At 71.7% G+C, this 21,306-nt stretch carries 16 protein-coding genes and 1 pseudogene; 12 read left to right on the plus strand and 5 right to left on the minus strand.

Going from position 1 to position 21,306, the window contains the following annotated elements; translation table 11 throughout:
• Positions 1-87: 87 nt before the first annotated feature.
• Positions 88-1,080, plus strand: coding sequence for a DUF4349 domain-containing protein (locus tag OOK34_RS01800; protein WP_267032096.1), 993 nt, complete (start codon positions 88-90; stop codon positions 1,078-1,080).
• 75 nt (positions 1,081-1,155) lie between these two features.
• Positions 1,156-2,538 carry an FAD-dependent oxidoreductase gene (locus tag OOK34_RS01805; RefSeq protein ID WP_267036587.1) on the plus strand — a complete coding sequence of 461 codons (1,383 nt, stop codon included), beginning with the start codon at positions 1,156-1,158 and terminating at the stop codon, positions 2,536-2,538.
• Positions 2,539-2,752: 214 nt separating this feature from the next.
• Here OOK34_RS01805 and hemE read toward each other — a convergent pair whose 3' ends face one another.
• Positions 2,753-3,817 (minus strand): uroporphyrinogen decarboxylase, encoded by a 1,065-nt coding sequence (gene hemE, locus OOK34_RS01810; protein ID WP_267032097.1) that lies wholly within the window; start codon positions 3,815-3,817, stop codon positions 2,753-2,755.
• 91 nt (positions 3,818-3,908) lie between these two features.
• Here hemE and OOK34_RS01815 point away from each other — a divergent pair, with 91 nt between their 5' ends.
• From OOK34_RS01815 to OOK34_RS01825, 3 genes are all read left to right on the plus strand, one after another.
• On the plus strand, positions 3,909-4,565 hold the full coding sequence (locus OOK34_RS01815; RefSeq protein WP_267032098.1) for a DUF3000 domain-containing protein: 657 nt from the start codon (positions 3,909-3,911) through the stop codon (positions 4,563-4,565).
• Between the two features lie 276 nt (positions 4,566-4,841).
• Positions 4,842-5,504 carry a response regulator transcription factor gene (locus OOK34_RS01820; RefSeq protein ID WP_007267191.1) on the plus strand — a complete coding sequence of 221 codons (663 nt, stop codon included), beginning with the start codon at positions 4,842-4,844 and terminating at the stop codon, positions 5,502-5,504.
• A gap of 126 nt (positions 5,505-5,630) precedes the next feature.
• Positions 5,631-6,917, plus strand: a complete 1,287-nt coding sequence (locus tag OOK34_RS01825; RefSeq protein WP_267032099.1) for a ribonuclease D — start codon at positions 5,631-5,633, stop codon at positions 6,915-6,917.
• Positions 6,918-6,953: 36 nt separating this feature from the next.
• Here the strand turns inward: OOK34_RS01825 and OOK34_RS01830 are convergent, their stop codons facing one another.
• Positions 6,954-8,129: an alpha/beta fold hydrolase gene (locus OOK34_RS01830; RefSeq protein ID WP_267032100.1), complete on the minus strand. Its 1,176-nt coding sequence runs from the start codon at positions 8,127-8,129 to the stop codon at positions 6,954-6,956.
• Positions 8,130-8,460: 331 nt separating this feature from the next.
• Between OOK34_RS01830 and OOK34_RS01835 the strand changes: the two genes are divergently transcribed.
• Positions 8,461-9,687 carry an acetyl-CoA C-acyltransferase gene (locus OOK34_RS01835; RefSeq protein ID WP_267032101.1) on the plus strand — a complete coding sequence of 409 codons (1,227 nt, stop codon included), beginning with the start codon at positions 8,461-8,463 and terminating at the stop codon, positions 9,685-9,687.
• Positions 9,684-11,813, plus strand: a complete 2,130-nt coding sequence (locus tag OOK34_RS01840; RefSeq protein WP_267032102.1) for a 3-hydroxyacyl-CoA dehydrogenase NAD-binding domain-containing protein — start codon at positions 9,684-9,686, stop codon at positions 11,811-11,813. Before OOK34_RS01835 ends, OOK34_RS01840 begins: the two co-directional genes overlap by 4 nt.
• A gap of 57 nt (positions 11,814-11,870) precedes the next feature.
• On the opposite strand, the gene OOK34_RS01845 is transcribed toward OOK34_RS01840, so the two are convergent.
• Both OOK34_RS01845 and OOK34_RS01850 read right to left on the minus strand, forming a co-directional pair.
• Positions 11,871-13,613, minus strand: coding sequence for a polysialyltransferase family glycosyltransferase (locus OOK34_RS01845; RefSeq protein ID WP_267032103.1), 1,743 nt, complete (start codon positions 13,611-13,613; stop codon positions 11,871-11,873).
• Positions 13,610-14,584: a glycosyltransferase family 2 protein gene (locus OOK34_RS01850; RefSeq protein WP_267032104.1), complete on the minus strand. Its 975-nt coding sequence runs from the start codon at positions 14,582-14,584 to the stop codon at positions 13,610-13,612. The genes OOK34_RS01845 and OOK34_RS01850 overlap by 4 nt, the downstream gene beginning before the upstream one ends.
• 309 nt (positions 14,585-14,893) lie before the next feature.
• Here OOK34_RS01850 and OOK34_RS01855 point away from each other — a divergent pair, with 309 nt between their 5' ends.
• The 4 genes and pseudogenes from OOK34_RS01855 (at position 14,894) to OOK34_RS01870 (ending at position 18,947) form a co-directional block, all read left to right on the plus strand.
• Entirely contained in the window at positions 14,894-16,171 is a 1,278-nt protein-coding gene (locus OOK34_RS01855; RefSeq protein ID WP_267032105.1) for a DUF6716 putative glycosyltransferase, read from the plus strand.
• Positions 16,168-16,926, plus strand: a pseudogene (locus OOK34_RS01860) (NTP transferase domain-containing protein); the annotation flags it as partial. The gene OOK34_RS01855 and the pseudogene OOK34_RS01860, both read left to right, overlap by 4 nt.
• Before the next feature lie 42 nt (positions 16,927-16,968).
• Positions 16,969-17,886 (plus strand): N-acetylneuraminate synthase family protein, encoded by a 918-nt coding sequence (locus OOK34_RS01865; RefSeq protein WP_267036588.1) that lies wholly within the window; start codon positions 16,969-16,971, stop codon positions 17,884-17,886.
• Complete coding sequence (locus OOK34_RS01870) at positions 17,883-18,947, plus strand: hypothetical protein (RefSeq protein ID WP_267032106.1); 1,065 nt, start codon at positions 17,883-17,885, stop codon at positions 18,945-18,947. Before OOK34_RS01865 ends, OOK34_RS01870 begins: the two co-directional genes overlap by 4 nt.
• Here OOK34_RS01870 and OOK34_RS01875 read toward each other — a convergent pair.
• Entirely contained in the window at positions 18,921-19,946 is a 1,026-nt protein-coding gene (locus tag OOK34_RS01875) for a hypothetical protein (RefSeq protein WP_267032107.1), read from the minus strand. The two genes, OOK34_RS01870 and OOK34_RS01875, sit on opposite strands and share 27 nt — an antisense overlap.
• A gap of 236 nt (positions 19,947-20,182) precedes the next feature.
• Here OOK34_RS01875 and OOK34_RS01880 point away from each other — a divergent pair, with 236 nt between their 5' ends.
• On the plus strand, positions 20,183-21,301 hold the full coding sequence (locus tag OOK34_RS01880) for an LCP family protein (protein WP_267032108.1): 1,119 nt from the start codon (positions 20,183-20,185) through the stop codon (positions 21,299-21,301).
• Positions 21,302-21,306 lie beyond the last annotated feature (5 nt).

Consider the following 21,306-nt stretch of genomic DNA (forward strand, 5'->3'; position numbering starts at 1 on the left):
TCACCTCGGGACCTCGCGTGCGAAACCCGCCGGGGGGCCGCGGGCGTCGAAACGGCGACACCAGCCGATCCCCCGGGGGTACTGACGATGCACACGCTCCACAGACACCGTTCGGCGGCGGCGCTGGCCGCCCTCTCCCTCGCGGGGGCCCTCGCGCTCACGGGCTGCGGCGCCGACGGCGGCGGGAGGGCCTCCTCCGAAAAGGCGGCGGTCGCCGGCCCCCGGGAGGGCGGGGCCGCCCAGGGCAAGCCGGGGGCCGGGGCGGCGGCTCCGCCGGCGGCCGCGCAGGACGCCAAGGGCCAGCCGCAGGCCGCTGTCCGCCCGCACGTCATCCGTACGGGGTCGCTGGGCATCGAGACGGCCGAGCCGCAGAAGGCCCTGGCCGCGGCCCGTACGGCGGCCGAGGCGGCGGGCGGCTACGTGGGCAACGAGTCCACCGAGCGCGCCAAGGACGGCCGGATGACCTCGACGCTGACCCTGCGGGTGCCCGGGGAGCGCTTCGACGCGGTGATCGGAGCCCTGGAGGGCAGCGGGAAGCTGCTGAACCGGAAGGTCGAGGCGCAGGACGTGACCCAGAAGGTCGCCGACGTCGACAGCCGGGTCAAGTCGCAGCAGGCCAGTGTGGCCCGGGTGCGGGAGATGATGGAGAAGGCCTCGGCGCTCAGTGACGTGGTGATGCTGGAGGGTGAGCTGAGCCGGCGCCAGTCCGACCTGGAGTCGCTGCTGGCCCAGCAGAACGCGCTGAAGGACCAGACCGCGCTGGGCACGATCACGGTCTCCGTCTCGGAGCCCGCCGCCGTCCCGGTGAAGGAGAAGGAGGCGGAGCCGGGCCTGGGTGACGCCCTGGGCGGCGGCTGGAGCGTGTTCACGACCCTCGTGCGCTACCTGGCCCTCGCGGTCGCGGCGGTGCTGCCCTTCGCGATCGCCGCCGCCCTGCTGGCCCTCGGGTTCAGGGCGTACCGCAGGGTGCGCCCGGCGAAGCCGAAGACGGGCCTCCCCCGGACCCTGGTGCCCCGCCAGCCGTCCGCCGCCCCGGCGGCTGAGCCTGCGACTGAGCCTGCGGCGGATCTCCAGGACTGACGTCCGGTCCGCCCGTAGCGTGTCCCCGTAGACGTGGACGTAGGCGTGGGCAGCGGCGCGGAGGCGGGGCGGACGATGACGACGGAACGACTGGTGGTGGTCGGCGGTGACGCGGCGGGGATGTCCGCCGCGTCACAGGCCCGGCGGCTCAAGGACCCGGCGGAGCTGGAGATCATCGCCTTCGAGCGGGGCCACTTCACCTCGTACTCCGCCTGCGGGATCCCGTACTGGATCGGCGGCCTGGTCGGCGAGCGGGACGACCTGATCGCCCGCACCCCCGAGGAGCACCGCGCCCGGGACATCGACCTGCGCACCCGCACGGAGGTCGTGGAGCTGGACCTGCCCGGCCGCCGGGTACGCGCCCGGGACCTGGAGAGCGGCGCCGAGTCCTGGACGGGCTACGACAAGCTGGTCCTGGCGACCGGCGCCCGCCCGGTCCGCCCGAAGCTGCCGGGGATCGGCGCGCACGGGGTGTACGGGGTCCAGTCCCTGGACGACGGGCAGCGCCTGATGGAGGGCCTCGAGCGTACGCCGGGCCGCCGGGCGGTCGTCGTCGGCGCGGGGTACATCGGCGTGGAGATGGCGGAAGCCCTGGTCGGGCGGGGGTACGAGGTCACCGTCCTGCACCGCGGCGAGCAGCCGATGGCCACCCTGGACCCGGACATGGGCAGCCTGGTGCACGGCGCGATGAACGGCATGGGGATCCGTACGGTCTCCCGCGCCGAGGTCACGGAGGTCCTCACCGACGAGGAGGGCCGGGCCCGCGCGGTGGCCACCGCGGACGGGCAGGAGTACCCGGCGGACGTGGTGGTGCTGGGCATCGGCGTCGAGCCGCGCACGGCGCTGGCACGAGCTGCCGGACTGCCGCTCGGCGAGTCCGGCGGGCTCCTGACGGACCTGTCGATGCGGGTCCGGGGCCACGAGGAGGTCTGGGCGGGCGGCGACTGCGTGGAGGTGCTGGACCTGGTGGCGGGCCGCAACCGGCACATCCCGCTGGGCACGCACGCCAACAAGCACGGCCAGGTGATCGGCTCGGGCGTGGGCGGCGGCTACGCGACGTTCCCGGGCGTCGTGGGGACCGCGGTGAGCAAGGTCTGCGACCTGGAGATCGCCCGTACGGGACTGCGCGAGCGGGACGCCCGGGAGGCGGGCCTGCGCTTCGTGACGGCGACCATCCGCTCGACGAACACGGCGGGCTACTACCCGGGCGCGGCCGCGATGACCGTCAAGATGCTGGCGGAGCGGCGCACGGGGCGGCTGCTGGGCGTCCAGATCGTCGGCGGTGCGGGGTCCGCGAAGCGGGTGGACGTGGCGGCGGTCGCCCTCACGGCGGGCATGACCGTCGAGCAGATCGTCTCCCTGGACCTGGGCTACGCGCCCCCGTTCTCCCCGGTCTGGGACCCGGTCCTGGTGGCGGCCCGCCGCGCCGTCTCCGCAGTGCGGGCGGCCGGGGTCTGAGCGGGGCTCGCCGCTGCGCGGAGCGGTCCCCTACCCGCCCTTCCACCGTTCCCGCCTCAAACGCCGGCGGGGCTGGATTTCCAGCCTCGCCGGCGTTTGAGGCGCGGGGTCTGGGGCGGCGCCCCTGGGGGCACCTCCCAGCGGTAGCTGGGGGAGGAACGGTGGAAGGGCGGGTAGGGGACTTGCCCCGCGCAGCGGCCGGCCGACCGGCCGGCTAGCGCTGGGTCCGGGTGTGGACGTAGTCCACCAGGCGGGTCAGGGCGTCCGGGTCGGTCGTCGGGAGGACGCCGTGGCCCAGGTTGAAGATGTGGCCCTCCAGGCCCGCCGCCGCAGCGAGGACCTCGTCCGTCTTCGTCCGCACGGCCTCCTCCGTGGAGAAGAGGACGGCGGGGTCCAGGTTGCCCTGGAGCGCCTTGCCGGGGCCGACCCGCTTGACGGCCTCGTCCAGCGCGACCCGGTAGTCGACGCCCATGACGTCCGCGCCGGCCTCGCCCATCAGGCCGAGGAGCTCGCCCGTGCCCACGCCGAAGTGGATCCGCGGGACCCCGTACGAGGCGACGGACTCCAGGACCTTGGCGGACGCCGGCATCACGGAGCGGCGGTAGTCGGCCGGGGCCAGCGCGCCGACCCAGGAGTCGAAGAGCTGGACGGCCGAGGCGCCGGCCTCGATCTGGACCTTCAGGAAGGCGGAGGTGATCTCCGCGAGGCGGTCGAGCAGCTCGGCCCACAGCTCCGGGTCCCCGTACATCAGGGCCTTGGTGTGCTCGTGGTTCTTGGAGGGGCCGCCCTCGACGAGGTAGCTCGCGAGGGTGAAAGGCGCGCCGGCGAAACCGATCAACGGCGTGGAGCCCAGTTCACCCGTGAGCATGCCGATCGCCTCGGTGACGTACGAGACGTCCTCCGGGGTGAGGTCGCGCAGCTGTGCGAGGTCCTCGCGGCGGCGGATCGGCTGGGCGACGACCGGGCCGATGCCCGGCTTGATGTCCAGGTCGACGCCGATGGCCTTCAGCGGGACCACGATGTCGGAGAAGAAGATCGCCGCGTCGACGTTGTGGCGCCGCACCGGCTGCATGGTGATCTCGGTGACCAGGTCGGGGCGCATGCAGGACTCGAGCATGGCCGTGCCCTCGCGCACCTTGCGGTACTCGGGGAGTGAGCGGCCGGCCTGCCTCATGAACCACACGGGGGTGTGCGGCACCGGCTCCCGCCGGCACGCCTTCAGGAAGGCGGAATCGTACGTCTGACTCGGCTGGCCCGCGGGGCTGAGGTTGGCGCTCACGACCCGAATCTTCGCACGTATGAAGAAGTGCCCGGCCCGGCGCGGGTGTCCCTGCGCCGTACGGGCGCTCGTTCCGCCTAGTCTTCCCGGCATGGCTGCGGCTCAGGGACGATTTTCAGATGGCGCTGACGGTATGGACAGCGCGGAGGAGAGCTCCGTCCCGCTCCCGTTCCGGCGGGCGGTCGAGGGCTTGCGCAAGGCGCGGCTGCGGCCCGGGATCGAGATCGACCCGACGAAGCCGCCCCAGCGGCTGGCGCCGTACGCCTACGCCCTGGAGGCGGCGGTCGTGGAGGGGGAGGACGATCTGGCCGACGGCCGGCTCATCCTGCTGCACGATCCGGCCGGGCACGACGCCTGGCAGGGCACCTTCCGGCTGGTGACGCTGGTACGGGCGGAGCTGGAGCCGGAGATGGCGGCGGACCCGCTCCTGCCGGAGGTGTGCTGGTCCTGGCTGACGGGGGCGCTGGAGGCGCGCGGGCTGGCGTACGGGGAGGCGAGCGGGACCGTGACCATGGCGGCCTCGCACTACTTCGGGGGGCTCGCCGAGCGGCGTCCGGCCACCCAGATCGAGATCAGAGCCTCGTGGACCCCCCGCGAGGGGGTGGGCGGGGTGCCGGACACCACGGCGCACCTGGCGGCCTGGTGCGAGCTGCTGTGCCAGATCGCGGGGCTGCCGCCGGTGGGGCCGACGGACAGCGCCACGGGCGTGGTGTCCCTGCCACAGCGGCGCGGTCCGCACCACCCGTAGCCGCGCGGCCGGAGAGGGCCGTCCGGCCCCCCTCGCGCACCGGGAACGTACGCCCGAGTCCGTAACGGAGTGTCAGAACAGCGCGCGCCGGGCGGCTTTCTGATCATCCCTTGATCGATCATGCGTCCGAATTGCCCGAATTGTTACTCACCAAATCGTGATCATTCCCTAAAGCCGGGTGGGTGACGTGCCGAAGGAGTCAGTGACCATCCGCACGGTGCGAACCGGCTTCCTTCCCCGAGCCGGCCCGTCCCGCCACTCCCCCAGGAGGCCTAGGTGTCCGTTCTTCTCGAGCAGCCCGCAAGCCTGGTCGCCTACCGCCCGAACAAGCCGACGGCCATGGTCGTCGTGGCCGACCCGCGCGTCCGTTCCACCGTGACCCGCCATCTGTGGGCCCTCGGAGTCCGTGACGTGATCGAGGCGTCGTCCATCGCGGAGGCCCGCCCCCGCGTCGGCAGCCCGCGCGACATCTGCGTGGCCGACGTACACCTGCCCGACGGTTCCGGTCTCACCCTGCTCTCCGAGACCCGCGCCGCCGGCTGGCCGAACGGCCTGGCCCTGTCCGCCGCCGATGACATCGGTGCCGTGCGCAACGCCCTCGCGGGCGGAGTGAAGGGCTACGTCGTCACCGGTACGCGGACCAACATCGGGCTCCCCACCCGGCCCGGCGCCGCCCCCATCGGTGCCGCCGCCGCCCGTATGCACCGCCGCCCCCCGGGTGCCCCGAGCCACCCGGGCGGCTACCGAGAGCTCTCCGGCCGCGAGGTCGAGGTCCTGCGCCTCGTCGCGGAGGGCCAGTCCAACAAGGCCATCGGCGTCTCGATGGGCCTGTCCGCCCTGACCGTCAAGTCCCACCTCGCCCGCATCGCCCGCAAGCTGGGCACCGGCGACCGGGCCGGAATGGTCGCCGTCGCCCTGCGGACGGGGATCATCCACTGATTCCCGCCCCGAGGCTCCCGGGCGACCTGCCGGGGAACCCCGGGAATCGCCCGTCCCCTCCCCCTCGCGCCCGTCGACGGAACGTTCCGGCGACGGGCGCGTCACATCCACGGATACCCTTGACCGGTGACCGACGCCCAAGAGACCGCAGCACACCTGCGCACCACCACCGGGGGCGGCCCCCCGGACGCCGAGGTTCCGTCCGATGGGCAGCCGACGCCGATTCCCTTGCTCGAGCCCCGCGAGGGCATCCCCCCGGTCGTCGCCGACGCCGAGGCGCTCGCCCGGGTGGTCGCGGCCTTCGCCGCCGGCACCGGGCCCGTGGCCGTCGACGCCGAGCGCGCCTCCGGCTACCGCTACGGCCAGCGCGCCTACCTGGTGCAGCTGCGCCGCGAGGGCGCGGGGTCCGCGCTGATCGACCCGGTCGGCTGCCCGGACCTGTCCGCGCTGGGCGAGGCCCTCTCCGGGACCGAGTGGATCCTGCACGCCGCCACCCAGGACCTCCCGTGCCTGCGTGAAATAGGCATGGTGCCCACCTCGCTCTTCGACACCGAGCTGGCCGGCCGCCTGGCGGGCTTCCCCCGGGTCGGACTCGGCGCCATGGTCGAGAGCGTGCTCGGCTACGCCCTGGAGAAGGGGCACTCCGCCGTCGACTGGTCCACCCGCCCGCTCCCCGAGCCGTGGCTGCGCTACGCCGCGCTGGACGTGGAGCTGCTGGTGGACCTGCGGGACGCGCTGGAGAAGGAACTGGACCGGCAGGGCAAGCTGGACTGGGCCCGCCAGGAGTTCGACGCCATCGCCGCGGCCCCGCCCGCCCCGCCCCGCAAGGACCCGTGGCGCCGTACCTCCGGCATGCACAAGGTGCGCCGCCGCCGGCAGATGGCGGTCGTACGGGAGCTGTGGGAGTCCCGCGACCGCATCGCGCAGCGCCGGGACGTCTCCCCCGGCAAGGTGCTGGGCGACGCGGCGATCGTGGAGGCGGCCCTGGCCCTCCCCGCGAACGTGCACGCGCTGTCGGCCCTGCCCGGGTACGGGCAGCGGATGGGCCGGCGCCAGCTGGACCAGTGGATGGCCGCCGTGGACCGGGCGAAGGCCCTGCCCGAGAACGAGCTGCCGCAGCCGGGGGCGACCCCGGCGGGCCCGCCCCCGCCGCGTTCCTGGGCGGACAAGGACCCGGCCGCCGCGGCCCGGCTGTCCGCGGCCCGTGCGGCCGTATCGGCGCTGGCGGAGGAACTGAACCTGCCGCAGGAGAACCTGATCACCCCGGACACGGTGCGCCGGCTGTGCTGGGAGCCTCCGCAGCGACTGGAGGCGGACACGGTGGCCGGGGCCCTGGCCGGCTACGGCGCCCGCCCCTGGCAGATCGAACAGGTCACCGACGCCCTGGTCACGGCCCTCGCCGCGACCGCCTGACCCGGCCGGCCGCCGGAAACGTGTGCGGGGTCCTCACTACAAGGGAGTGAGGACCCCGTCCTCGTCCCGGTCGAAGGCGCCGGAGGTCGCGCCCTCGACCTTGCCCTGCTTGAGCCAGTGCTCGGACATGGTGTGCACCAGCTTCGACTCGCGCTCCCAGGGCACCTGGTGGCTCGCGCAGGCGATCCGGAACATCAGCTTGTCCTGCCCGGGCATGGCCTTGTAGAGCTCGGGCACCGAGAAGTACAGCAGGCCCAGGTCCGGCGAGGTGTTCACGATGGTGTCGTACGCCCCGTACACGAGGCAGACGGGTACCGTGGCGCCGAGCGTCCCGTTCAGCTTGACGGTGGTGGAGTTCCATCCCCACCAGTACGAGTTCCGGACGCGGTTCAGCCCTTCCGGCGCTCCGGGCACCGGGCCGCCCCAGTAGCGGCCGATCGGGTCGGTGTCCATGACCGCCTTCCAGACGATGTCGACCATGTCGTCGCTCTCGCGCTGTTGCGGACAGTGCAGGTCCCTGTCCCACACGGTCTTGAAGCCGCCTTTCGTGCCGACGGTCATCGGATAGCCGAAGGCGGCCGCCGGAGCGGACACCGGCAGCGGCACCGGTGCGTCGAAATCGGTCCCGGGCGCGCTCGGCCTGCCCTTCGGCGGGAAGATCGGCGCCAGCAGGAAGAGGCTGCGCACCTTGCCGGGGTGCTGGATGGCGTACGGCCCGAGCTGCTGGGCGGCCGCGGAATAGCCGATGAGGTCGACCTCCGAGGCGCCGGTGATCCCGAGGATGAACTCGACGACCGTGTCGACCTCGTCCCAGTCGCTCTGCGAGTTGTTCAGCTGCGCCGCGTAGTTCGGCCCGCCGGTATAGAGCGTCGGATTCGGATTGGGGACGAGGAGGTTCTGCTGCGCCGGGCTGACGTTGCGCGGGTCGTCCATCTTCGGGCGGGTGGACAGGCCGGATCCCTGGAGTTCCATCACGAAGACGTCGAAGTCCTTCTTCGCCAGCTCGTCGGCCCAGCTGTACTTCTTGTGCGCGAGGTCGAAGGCCGCCAGGCCCGGGACGCTCCGGCCGTGCAGCATGAGGACGGGCCGGCGCGGGCCGTCGGTCGGCGTGCCGTTGCGCTCGCGGACGAAGAGTTCCACGACGTCGCCCTTGTTCGCGGGCATGGTCGAGATGTGGGGCACGTGGTGGTCGGTGACGACGGGTGCGGGCATCGCGGCACTCCTGTTCGGTCGGCGGGCCCGGGGCGTGTACCGGGCCGAGCCCAGCGTCGGACCGGGGTGCGCCCAATGCCACGGACGTGACCGGGCCGGCCGCCCGCGCGACCCGATCGGGTAGCGCGGGCGCGCCGATCGGCCGGGCGCACGGCGGGGGCGCGAGGGGGCTCGTGCGGTCCCGGGCAGTGTGACCTTCGCCGCTGTTCGGGGAGGGGGTGTGCACATGGGTTACCCGCAAGTAGCATGGGCCGGGTGAGCGGGCGCTCAGTGACGTAAGCCGAGACGCCCCCGCGCAGCAGTGCACACCCGCACCTGGAGGAGAGCCAACGTGCCTCGTACCGTCAGGGACGTCGTCTTCGTCGACGGCGTCCGCACCCCGTTCGGCAAGGCGGGCCCGAAGGGCATCTACCACGAGACCCGCGCCGACGACCTCGTCGTGAAGGCGATCCGGGAGCTGCTGCGCCGCAACCCGGACCTGGACCCCGCGAAGATCGACGAGGTCGCCATCGCCGCGACCACGCAGATCGGCGACCAGGGCCTGACGCTGGGCCGCACGGCCGGCATCCTCGCGGGCCTCCCGCAGTCCGTCCCGGGCTACTCCATCGACCGCATGTGCGCCGGCGCGCTGACCGCCGTGACCGCCGTCGCGGGCGGTGTGGCCTTCGGTGCCTACGACGTCGCCCTCGCCGGCGGTGTCGAGCACATGGGCCGCCACCCCATGGGCGAGGGCGTGGACCCGAACCCGCGCTTCGTCTCCGAGAAGCTGGTCGACGAGTCCGCCCTGTTCATGGGCATGACCGCCGAGAACCTGCACGACCGGTACCCGACGATCACCAAGCTCCGCGCCGACGAGTACGCCGTGCGCTCGCAGGAGAAGGCCGCCAAGGCGTACGCCGACGGCAAGATCCAGCAGGACCTGGTCCCGATCTCGGTGCGCAACACCAACGAGGCGGTCGGTGAGACGGGCTGGGGCCTGGTCACCACCGACGAGCCGATGCGCCCGGGCACCACGCTGGAGAACCTGGCCGGCCTGAAGACCCCGTTCCGTACGCACGGCCGGGTCACCGCGGGCAACGCCGCCGGTCTCAACGACGGTGCCACCGCCGCGATCATCGCGTCCGAGGACTTCGCCCGGGAGAACAACCTCCCGGTCAAGATGCGCCTGGTCTCGTACTCCTTCGCGGGTGTCGAGCCGGAGGTCATGGGCTACGGCCCGATCCCGGCCACCGAGAAGGCCCTCGCGCAGGCCGGTCTGACGATCGAGGACATCGGCCTCTTCGAGGTCAACGAGGCCTTCGCGGTCCAGGTGCTCGCCTTCCTTGAGCACTACGGCATCGCCGACGACGACGCCCGCGTGAACCAGTACGGCGGCGCCATCGCCTTCGGTCACCCGCTGGCCTCCTCCGGCGTGCGTCTGATGACGCAGCTGGCCCGCCAGTTCGAGGAGCAGCCGCACGTCCGCTACGGCCTGACCACCATGTGCGTCGGCTTCGGCATGGGCGCCACGGTCATCTGGGAGAACCCGAACTTCAACGCCGAGGGAGACTCCAAGTGAGCACCACCGCTGAGCTCCTGAAGGGCGCGGCCGAGCTGTTCCCGGACGAGGTCGTCACGTCCGCGCACGTCCGCCACCTGGACCTGCCCTTCGGCGCCGGGCGCTTCGCGCTCATCACGCTGGACAACGGCTTCGACCACACCAAGCCGACCACCTTCGGCCCGCAGTCCCTCGCCAACCTGAACGCGGCGATCGACCAGGTCGAGCAGGAGGCCCTCGCGGGCTCCATCATCGGCGCGGGCATCACCGGCAAGCCGTTCATCTTCGCGGTCGGCGCCGACCTCAAGGGCGTCGAGCTGCTGAAGAAGCACGACGAGGCGCTCGCCATCGGCAAGGGCGGCCACGACGTCTTCAAGCGCCTCTCGGCGCTGGCCGTCCCCACCTTCGCGTACTACAACGGCGCGGCGATGGGCGGCGGTGTCGAGGTCGGTCTGCACTGCTCGTACCGCACCGTCTCGAAGGCCATCCCGGCCTTCTCCCTGCCCGAGGTCTTCCTCGGCCTGGTTCCGGGCTGGGGCGGCTGCGCCATCCTCCCGAACCTGATCGGCGCGGAGCGCGCGGTCTCGGTGATCATCGAGAACTCGCTGAACCAGAACCGCCAGCTCAAGGGCAAGCAGGTCTTCGACCTCGGCATCGCCGACGCGATCTTCGAGGGCGCGGACTTCCTGGAGCAGTCGCTGATCTGGACGGCCAACGTCCTGAACGGCACCACCGAGGTCGTCCGCCCGGAGATCGACCGCGGCGAGGCCTGGGACGCGGCCGTCGCCAAGGGCCGCTTCATCGCGGACTCCAAGGTGCACGGCGCCGCTCCGGCCGCCTACCGCGCGCTGGACATCATCGCTGCGGCCAAGGACGGCGACCTCCAGGCCGGCTTCGACGCCGAGGACCAGGCCCTCGCGGACCTGATCATGGGCGGCGAGCTGCGCTCGGGCATCTACGCCTTCAACCTGGTCCAGAAGCGCGGCAAGCGCCCGGCCGGTGCCCCGGACAAGTCCCTGGCCCGTCCGGTCACCAAGGTCGGCGTCGTCGGCGCGGGCCTGATGGCCTCGCAGCTGGCGCTGCTCTTCCTGCGCCGCCTCGAGGTGCCGGTGGTCCTCACCGACATCGACCAGGAGCGCGTGGACAAGGGTGTGGGCTACGTCCACGCCGAGATCCAAAAGCTGCTCGGCAAGGGCCGCATCAACCAGGACAAGGCCAACCGCCTGACCGCCCTGGTGACCGGTGTGCTCGACAAGGCCGAGGGCTTCGCGGACGCGGACTTCATCATCGAGGCCGTGTTCGAGGAGATGTCCGTCAAGCAGAAGGTGTTCGCGGAGGTCGAGGCGGTCGCCCCGGCGCACGCGATCCTCGCCACCAACACCTCCTCGCTGTCGGTGTCGGAGATGGCCTCCAAGCTCCAGCACCCGGAGCGCGTGGTCGGCTTCCACTTCTTCAACCCGGTCGCGATCCTCCCGCTGCTGGAGATCGTCCGTGGTGAGCAGACCGACGACGCCTCGCTGGCCACGGCCTTCGGTGTCGCCAAGAAGCTGAAGAAGACCGCGGTCCTCACCAAGGACGCCCCGGCGTTCGTCGTGAACCGCATCCTGACCCGCTTCATGGGCGAGATCCAGAACGTCATCGACGAGGGCACCCCGGTGGTGACCGCCGAGAAGGCCATCGAGCCGCTCGGCCTGCCGATGTCCCCGCTGGTGCTCCTGGAGCTCGTCGGACCGGCGATCGGTCTGCACGTCTCCGAGACGCTGAACCGTTCCTTCCCGGAGCGCTTCACCGTCTCCCCGAACCTGGCGGCGGTCGTCAAGGCCGGCAAGCGCGGCTTTTACGTCTACGACTCCGGCAAGCCGGAGCTGGACCCCGAGGTCGCCGCCCTCCTGGTGCAGGGCGACTCCGTCCTGACCGAGGAGCAGGTCCGCGACCGCGTCCTGGACGCGGTGGCGCAGGAGATCGGCCTGATGCTGGAGGAGGGTGTCGTGGCCGAGGCCCAGGACATCGACCTCTGCCTCATCACCGGTGCGGGCTGGCCCTTCCACCTGGGCGGCATCACCCCGTACCTGGACCGTGAGGGCGTCTCGGAGCGGGTGAACGGCAAGAAGTTCCTCGCCCCCGGCGTGGCCAGCGTCCCGGCGTAACGCACGGCAGTACGCAGAACGGCCCGTCCGCACCTGGTGCGGACGGGCCGTTCGCGTTCATCTGCGGCCCAGCCGGCCGCTCTTGACCAGGCGCTGGGCGGCCGGTGACTCGGGGTTGATGCCGAGCGCCCGGCGGGCGGCGTCACGGCGCATGTCGTCGCCGGCCCTGCCCAGTTTCGCGGCGGTCTCCGCGATCCGCAGCCACACCAGCGCGCGCCCGCTGTCCGCGGAGATCTCGACGGCCCGCTCGATCCTCCGCCTGGCCTGGTCGGTCTCCTTGCGGCGGATGTGGGCCTGGGCCATGCCGATGAGCAGGTCGAGGTTCTCGTGCTCGGCGAGCAGCCGCGCGCCCACCTCCAGGACGCCCCGGTCGTCCTTGGCCTCGACCAGCGAGGCGAACCCGCTGAGGGTGATGTCGGTGAAGGGTGCGTCGTCCTCGCCGCGTTCCCTGGCGGCCATGAACGTCCAGCCCTTGCCGCGCTTCCACTTCCAGGTGCGCGGGCCGGGCAGGTCCAGGCGGGTCCGGGTCCGCTCGTTGAAGTGCATGGACAGCTCGGGCCGGCCCTCCCACTGGTCGACGGCGGCGGCCACGTACTCCTCCGCCACCGGGCGCAGGAAGGCGTACCGCTTGGGCTGCATGCAGTAGCCGACGGCCTGGACGTACGGGGTGACCTCGCCCTGGATGTACGGGGCGTCCAGCACCCGGTCGGCCGGGGCGCCGGGGCCGGCCGGTACCTCCAGGTCGGGCAGCAGGGCGTGGGTGAGGGTGGCGGGGATGCGGTTGCTGTTGGCGTACGGCCGCATCCGCCGGATGACCTCGAGCGCGCCGATCTGGGCGACGGGGATCCCGTACAGGGCCCGGGCGGTGAACAGGCCGGTGGAGAAGCAGCCGATCACCTGGCGGGGGCGCAGGTACTCGAAGACCGTCTCGGCGAGGACGGGCACGTCCAGCACGAGGAAGGGGACTCCGGCCTCGCGGGCCGCCTCGCCGAGGGCGTCGGCGAGGCTGGAGGGGGCGCTGGGGTGGGGTTTGAAGACGACCGAGGTGTGGCCGAGGCGCAGCGCGTTCTGGAACATGCGCAGGTGCAGTTCCTCCTCTTCCGCCTCGGTGAGGATGCCGAGGGGGGAGAGGTACTGGCCGAGCAGGACCGCGGTCTCGGGGCCGCGCGCGGCCAGCCCGGGCGGGATCACCCGGTCGAGGATCGGGCGGCACTCGCCGGTGACCTCCGCCATCAGCTTGAGGACGGCTTCGCTGTGCACGGGCTGCGAGGGGATCCCGTACTCGGTGAGGAGCATGGGCAGCAGGGTGGGGACCAGGTCGAGGTAGAGGACCTGGGCGATCCGGCCGTGGATGTTGCGGGGGAGGTCGTTGCGGGTGGGGCCGTAGCTCATGACCCCGTCGGCGTACACGGCGAGCGTGGCGTCCGAGAAGATCTTGCAGAGGGTCTGGGCGGGCTTGACCTGGATCGACTCGACGACGAGTTCTAGTGGGCCCGGCCGGATGCCGATCTTCTCCGCCATGACGGTGCGCCACAGCGGGGCGTCCTCGTCGCGGGGGGACCAGAGCGCCGGGTGGAACGGGTAGATGAGGTCGTTCCAGTAGACGACGCGGTGGAAGCGCGCCAGTACGGCGGCGGCGCCGGGCATGTGGTGCAGGGGGGTGGCGACCTCGGGGATGTCGACGTTGTTGCACACGAGCAGGATGCGCTCGCGGTCGTCCTGGCCTAGCTGGCCGGCGTCGATGGCGGCGGCCACCGTCATGGCGCCGTAGAGGGTGGAGGCGGCGAATATCCGGGTCATCGGGCGGCGGCGCCCAGGTGCCGGGACATCAGTGCTCTGAGCTTCTTCACGCGTGTGGAGTCCATTCCTTCCAGCGTCCCTTCCAGGACGTCCTGGGGGAGGTCGAAGAGGATCTGTGCGCTCCGCTCCAGCAGCAGACCCCGGGTGAGTTCCTCGTACGACTCGGCGCGGTCCATGTGAATGACGATGAGCGCGCAGAGAGTTCGCATCGCCTTGAACGACAGTTCATATCCGCGTGGGTGGTGCGCGAGCTCCTCGAAAATCAGCCGGAAGGCGGGGAGGAAGTCCAGCTGCCGTTCGTCCGGGACCTTGGTGAGTGAAGTGGACACATCACGGCGGTAGAAGATGCCGTGGAGGTCGACCACTCCGAAGGAGCGGGTGCGCAGGTGCAGCTTGTAGAACCAGGGGCGGTCCTCGGCGGTGCGCAGCGTCTCGTCGAAGAACAGGGCGCCGACTTCCAGGAGGCGCTCGCGGTCGTAGATCCCAGCCCAGGACTGCGGGTAGTCCATGAAGGTCGAGGCGTCCACGGGGCCGATGTAGTCCGCGGGATTCAACGGTAGGGCCCTCGGCGCGAGCGGCGCCATGACGATCTTCCGCTTTCTCCCGTACACCCGGACGTGTCCGGTGCGCAGGAAGTCGACGCCCGACTGGCTCATCCAGCCGACCAGTTGCGCGAGATATCCGGGGGCGTACCAGTCGTCGCCGTCGAGGAAGGTGAAGAAGCGCCCGCGGGCCGCCGAAAGGCCGATGTTGCGGGTGGCCGATATCCCCAGGTTCCGCTCATTTTGGATCAATACGGCACCGGGAATCCTCGGCACCATCTCCCGCAGGATCTCTGACGTCCCGTCAACGGATCCGTCGTCCACCACGATGAACTCGAAATCCTCCCGGGCATTGAGCGCCAAGGACTTGAGCGCCGTCCGACAGAACTCCCGGACGTCACACATCGCGACGATTACCGAAAGGGTCACCACCGGAAGCACTCACCTTCTCCCCATTGCCCACACACATCTGGGAGGCCGCACGGACACACCGTCCGCACTCTCCTCCAGCCCACGCAAGTAACACTTCGGACATCATGATAGAAGCGCCCGGAGAGGCTCCAGGAGCCTTCCGGTGTGACGTACAACTCCCTTGCCCGTCGAGGCCTATTCGTGACACATAAGGCTCAGGTGAGCATGTAGGGTCTATCGGGCCCGGCGGCAATCCCGCCCTGCCCGCGCCGGCTGCGGGCGTGCCGACGGCAGTTGGGCTCCGCCGACCGACCCGGGAATCACCAAGTGCGCATCCACGTGCTCGCAGACTCCGACACCCGCTGGAAATGGGGCGCGGGGCTGGCGGTGGGCCTGGCGCCGGGCAGCGAGGTGCACGCCCACATGCTGCGCGGCAGGAGCACGCCGACGGCACGCCAGCTGGCGGAGGTCGGCATCACCCCCGCCTCGATCACCGAGGCCACGCTCGCCGAGTTCGCGACGGCGCCCGAACTGGACGGGGCGGACCTCGTCATCCTGGGAACGGTGGGCGGCTCCACCCACGCGGCCCTGCACGCGCTGGCCCACCGCTTCCGCGGCGCCGCCCGCCGGCCGATCCTCATGACCGGATACGTCGGCGTCGTCTACGAGAAGATGTCCGACGGCCTGCTGCTGCGCGCCGGCGCGGACATCGTCCTCGCCAACAGCCCTTTCGACCGGCGCCGGTTCAGCGACGTGTACGAGCCCCTCGGAATTCCGGGCTCGTGCATCGTCCAGACCGCACTACCTTTCCTCGACCAAAGGCCTTACGACATGAACCGGACGCACGCCCGGCACCCCTATACGGTGTGCTTCGCGGTGCAGCCTTCGGTACCCGTCGACCGGAATGGCCGAATGTACATGCTGCGCCGTGCGATATCCCACGCACGACTGCGGCCCGGGCGCGACGTACTCATAAAACTCCGCAGCAAGCCAGGTGAGGCAACCACCCATGTGGAGGCCTTCCATTACCAGGTCCTCGCGGAACAGCTGGACGAACCGCTGCCCCGTAACCTGCATTTCGTGTACGGCAACATGTCGGAAACCCTCGACCGCACCGATCTGCTGGTGACGGTCAGTTCCACGGCGGCCCTCGAATCCATGCACCGGGGAATGCCGACGGCGATCCTGAGCGACCTCGGCGTACGGGAAATTCACGGCAACCACTATTTCATCGGTTCCGGGTGCGTCACCGACTGGTCCGCGATAGACGAGGGCGCCGCCCCGCTCGCGCACGAATCCTGGACCGTCGACCAGGGAATCCGCGCCGTCGATCCCTTCGGCGAACTCCGCCACCGGATCCTCGAATTGCGCGGCCGGCGGCTGCCTCCCATCACCCCGTACTACACGGCCGAGAGCGCGCCCGAATACGTCGGTACGCTGCTGCGGCGCCGGGGTCTGAATCCGGACGGCTCCCCCGGCGCGGGCGCCGCCGCCGGGCGCTCCCGGGGCCCCATGCGGCGCACCTCCCGCCGCGTACTGAAGGTCGCCTACCAGTTCGGGGTCCAGCGCGTGGCCCCGAAGATCCAGCAGTGGGGCGGCATATGACCGCCCTCCTTCACCTCAGCAGCTCAGGGGAGAGCCTTGTGAACGTCACCGCCGTCATACCCGCCCGGGGCGGCTCCAAGGGCATCCCCGGGAAGAACACCGCCGGGGTCGGCGGGGTCCCCCTCGTCGCCCGCGCGGTCCGCGCCTGCCTCGGCGCCGCCCAGGTGACCCGGGTCGTGGTGTCCACCGACGACGGGGCGATCGCCCGCGCCGCCCGCGAGGCAGGCGCCGAAGTCGTCGACCGTCCGGCGGAGCTGGGCTCCGACCAGGCCTCCAGCGAATCCGCGCTGCTGCACGCGCTGGACGTCCTGGAGGAGCGGCACGGGGAGCCGGTGGACGTCCTCGTCTTCGTCCAGTGCACGAGCCCCTTCATCACCCCGCAGGAGGTCGACGAGACCGTCCTGGCCATCGTCCGGGACGGCGCCGACTCCGCCTTCACCGCCGTGCCCTTCCACGGCTTCCTCTGGGGTACCGGGCCCGGCGGCGGGCCCGGCCACCGCGCGCACGGCGTCAACCACGACAGCTCCGTACGCCTGCGCCGCCAGGACCGTACGCCCGAATACCTGGAGTCGGGCGCCGTCTACGCCATGCGCGCCGACGGCTTCCGCCGGCACGGCCACCGCTTCTTCGGCCGGACGCAGCTCGTCCCCACGGCCCCCGAGCGGGCCATCGAGATCGACGAGCCCGGCGACCTCGACCGGGCCCGGGCCCTGGCCCCCCTCCTCGACTCCCAGCAGACCCCGGCGACCCCGTCGCCGGACCCCTCGCAGTACATCGGAAAGGAACTCTGAACAGTGGTGCACAGCAGCCGTATCCGCCGGATCGGGAACAAGGAGGTCGGCCCCGGCCGCCCCACCTATGTGATCGGCGAGATCGGGATCAACCACAACGGTGAGCTGGCGAACGCCCTCGCGCTCATCGACGCGGCCGCCGACGCGGGCTGTGACGCGGTGAAGTTCCAGAAGCGCACGCCCGAGATATGCACCCCTCGCGACCAGTGGGACATCGAGCGCGACACCCCCTGGGGCCGGATGACCTACATCGACTACCGCCACCGCGTCGAGTTCGGCGAGGACGAGTACCGGGCCATCGGCGAGCACTGCGCCAAGCGCGGCCTGGACTGGTTCGCCTCCCCGTGGGACACCGAGGCCGTGACCTTCCTGGAGAAGTTCGACGTCCCCGCCCACAAGGTGGCCTCCGCCTCCCTGACCGACGACGAGCTGCTGCTCGCCCTGCGTGCCACGGGCAAGACGGTCATCCTGTCCACCGGCATGTCCACGCCCCAGCAGATCCGGCACGCGGTGGAGGTGCTCGGCAGCGAGAACATCATCCTGCTGCACGCCACCTCCACCTACCCGGCCAAGGCCGAGGAGCTCAACCTCCGGGTCATCAACAGCCTGGAGGCCGCCTACCCGAACGTGCCCGTCGGCTACTCCGGCCACGAGACCGGCCTGCAGACCACCGTGGCCGCCGTCGCCATGGGTGCCTGCGCCGTCGAGCGGCACATCACCCTCGACCGCGCGATGTGGGGCTCCGACCAGGCCGCCTCCGTCGAGCCCGGCGGCCTCGCCCGCCTGGTACGCGACATCCGCACCATCGAGACGGCCCTCGGCGACGGCGTCAAGCGCGTCTACGAGTCCGAACTCGGCCCGATGAAGAAGCTCCGCCGCGTCCAGGGCACCCTCCCCGCCGAGGGAGTGACGGCCTCGGCATGAGCGAAACCCTCGCCCTGGTGGAGAGCCCGGCTCAACTACTGAATGTCCTGGAGTGGGCCCACGTCCACCCGGGCGAGGCAGCGTCCCTCACCATCGCCGTCCTCCAGCCGACGGACCCGCGCTCGCGTGCGCAGGTCCGCCGGCTGTGCCGGTTCGCCTCGCAGTCCAAGGTGGTGTGGCGGCGCTACGAGGTCCGCGCGGGATACCTGGGACGGGCCGGCGAGCTGGTGCGCCTGGGCCGCGCGGTCGCGGCCGCCCGGCGCCTGGTCATCGGGGACCTGTTCTCCCGCACGATCCAGCTGCTGCTGCCGCGCTCCAAGGCCCGCGAGGTGGTCGTCGTGGACGACGGCACCGCCACCACGGAGCTGGTCAGCCTGCTGACGTACGGAGGGCAGCTGACCCGCTGGCACCAGGGCGAGCTCAAGCCCTCCGCCAAGGGCGGCCCGGTGAACCGCTGGCTGGCCCGCGAGGACCTGGACCGCGCCACCTTCTTCACCTGCATGCCGGTGGCCGCCCCGCCGGGCACCGAGGTCCGGCCCAACGACTACGCCTGGAGCCGCGAGACCTTCGGCCCGGTGCGGGTGCGCACCGGGGCCGATCTGGCGGGCAGCTCCCTGGTGGAGACCGGGGTCATCGACGAGGACCGGTACATCGACGCGGTCGGCTGGATCGCCCGCAGCCGCGCGGGCCGCCGCTATCTGGCACACCGCCGCGAGAGCCAGCAGAAGCTGGACCGGATCGCCGGGGCCACGGGCATGGAGATCGTGCACCCCGAACTGCCCCTGGAACTGACCGCGCTCACCGAGCCGATCGGCCAGTCGGTGCTGACCTTCGCCTCGACCGTGGCCTACACCCTGCCGATCGTGCTGCGCGGCTCGCCGGTGCGGGTGGAGCTGTGCGAGATCGACGACGCCTGGATCACCCCGGACACCGCCGAGCGGTCGGTGGACTTCCTGCGCCGGATATCGGCGCTGGCGGTGGACCGGCACAACCTGGCCCGGATCCCGCCGCAGAGAGGGCGTCCTCCCGACCGGTCAGTACCGCTGCCAACGGCCCAGTGACAGGCCGGAGTTGTCCTTCTGCCGGTTGACCAGCAGTTCACCGCGGGCGCTGATCGAAGCGATGACCACCCGGCCGCCCGCGTCGACCGCGAGGGCCGGGGAGCCCAGGCACTCCTCGCCGATCTCGGTCCACCAGAGCCCGACGGCCTCCTGCTCGGTGGGGTACGCGGCCAGCGCCGTACGGCCGCCCACGGTGCGGTGGGCCAGCACCGTGCAGTCGTAGCCGTCGACCAGCGCGCGGACGGCGGCCACCGCCCCGTGGCCCGGTCCCCCGCCGAGGCCGAACACCCCGGCGCCCTCCCGGCAGGCGGACACCCCGCTCCCGTCGGCCGCGTGCCAGAAGTGGGTGACGCGGCCCGGGGCCGTCTCCAGCGTGCGCAGCGAGCCGTCCTGGGCGAGGTACGGAACGTCCCCGCTCTTGCGCAGGGAGCGGCCGGGGCCGCTCTGGGCCCACAGCGATATGCCCTTCTCGCCGGGCACCGCGAGCCAGACGCGGCCCTCAGCGGTCGAGTCGGCGGCGGCCCCCTCGAAGGTCTTGCTGCCGCGCAGGTCCTCCCAGGCGCTCCAGTTCCCCTTCGTGTCCTGGCGCCGTACGTGGACCCCGCGCCCGGCATTGCGGACGAAGACGTGGGGTGCGCCCTGGGCGTCGACGGCCAGGGCCGGCGGGCCGCCGCGGTGGGACATGTCGGGCTTCTGGTAGAGGGTGCCGAGGGAGTCCCAGGGGCCCATCGGGCGGCCGCTCTGGTACTGCACCGCGTGGTGGTAGGTGACGGTGACGGTCTCCTCGCGGCGCTCCTGGCGCCTGCCGACGAAGTGGGCGTATCCGTCCGGGCCCTGACCGACGGCCAGGTCGGCCAGTCCCTCGGCGGGGAAGAACTCGGGACCGCTCCACTCGGGGCCGCCCGGGGCGCGCTCGGTCCAGCGCAGCAGGCCGTTCTCGGCGCGCGCGTAGGCGGTGAGGCGCCCGTCCTTGCCGGCCAGGAGCCAGCGCCCGGCCACGGGGCCGAGGGCGACCGAATCCCAGTCACGCGCGGGGGCTCGTCCGGATGCGGGCGGGTGCTGTGCGGAAGTGTGCGCCTTGCCTCTGGCTCGCCTCACCATGGGACCGCAAGCAACCCTTCCGCTTCGCCGCTCGAACACAATCAGGATACCTCGGGGGCCTTCTGACGCCCTCCTCCGCTTATCGTGAAGCCCGCGAGATTCCACACACCCGTTCGGAAGGCCGGTCCCCGGGCATGACTTCAGACTCCACCACCACGACGACGCCCCGGTCCCGCGGCAGCCGGATCCGGCGGGGGCTGGCCTGGACGGCGGCCGTGGTGGTCCTCGGCGCGGCGGGGTCCGGCTGGTGGGCGTACAGCCACCTCAACGGGAACATCGACAGCGTCGACCTGGACCAGGCGATCGGCGCGGACAACCGGCCGCCGAAGGTGGCCGAGAACGCGCAGAACATCCTGGTCCTCGGCTCCGACTCCCGCGCAGGCGCCAACGGGGAGCTCGACCACGGCGACGTCAGCGGGGCCCGCTCCGACACCGCGATGCTGGTGCACATACCCGAGGGCCGGGCCCGGGCCACCGCGGTGAGCATCCCGCGCGACACCCTCATCACCCGGCCCGAGTGCAAGGACAAGGACGGGGCCAGCGTCCCGTCGGCCGACCGGGTCATGTTCAACTCGGTCTACTCGCTGGCCGGTCCCGCCTGCGTGGTCAAAACGGTGGAGCAGCTGTCCGGGATCCGCGTGGACCACTTCGTGGAGGTGGACTTCGCCGGGTTCAAGGGGCTGGTGGACGCCCTCGGCGGGGTCACGGTCACCCTCGACAAGCCGATGACCGGCTCGAAGGGCGGCCTCAAGCTGGACGCGGGAACGCACCGGCTGAACGGCACGGACTCGCTGAAGTTCGTACGCACGCGCTACGGCTACGGCGACGGCAGCGACCTCGGACGCATAGGCCTCCAGCAGCAGTTCATGCTCGCGATGCTGTCCGAGATCCAGAAGCAGGACGCCCTCGGCAACCCGGCGCGGCTCTACAAGCTCGCCGACGCCGGCACCAAGTCGCTGACCACCGACTCCGATCTGGCCTCGCTCACCGCGCTGTCCGACTTCGCGCGGAGCATGAAGCGCGTGGACCCGTCCACTATGGAGACCATCATGCTGCCGGTGGCCTACGACAAGGTGGACCCGAACCGGGTCGTCGTCGCACAGGAGCAGGCCTCCCGGCTGTGGGAGGCCCTGCGCGCCGACCAGAAGGTCCCCGCCTCGGCGAAGGACTCCCCCGCCAAGGGAGGCCCGGGCACCAAGGGCGGCCCGGGCGCCAAGTCCCCGGCGCCCGGGCCGTCCCCGTCGTCCTCCTGACGGCC

It is taken from the genome of Streptomyces sp. NBC_00091 (genome assembly GCF_026343185.1).
GTDB lineage: Bacteria > Actinomycetota > Actinomycetes > Streptomycetales > Streptomycetaceae > Streptomyces.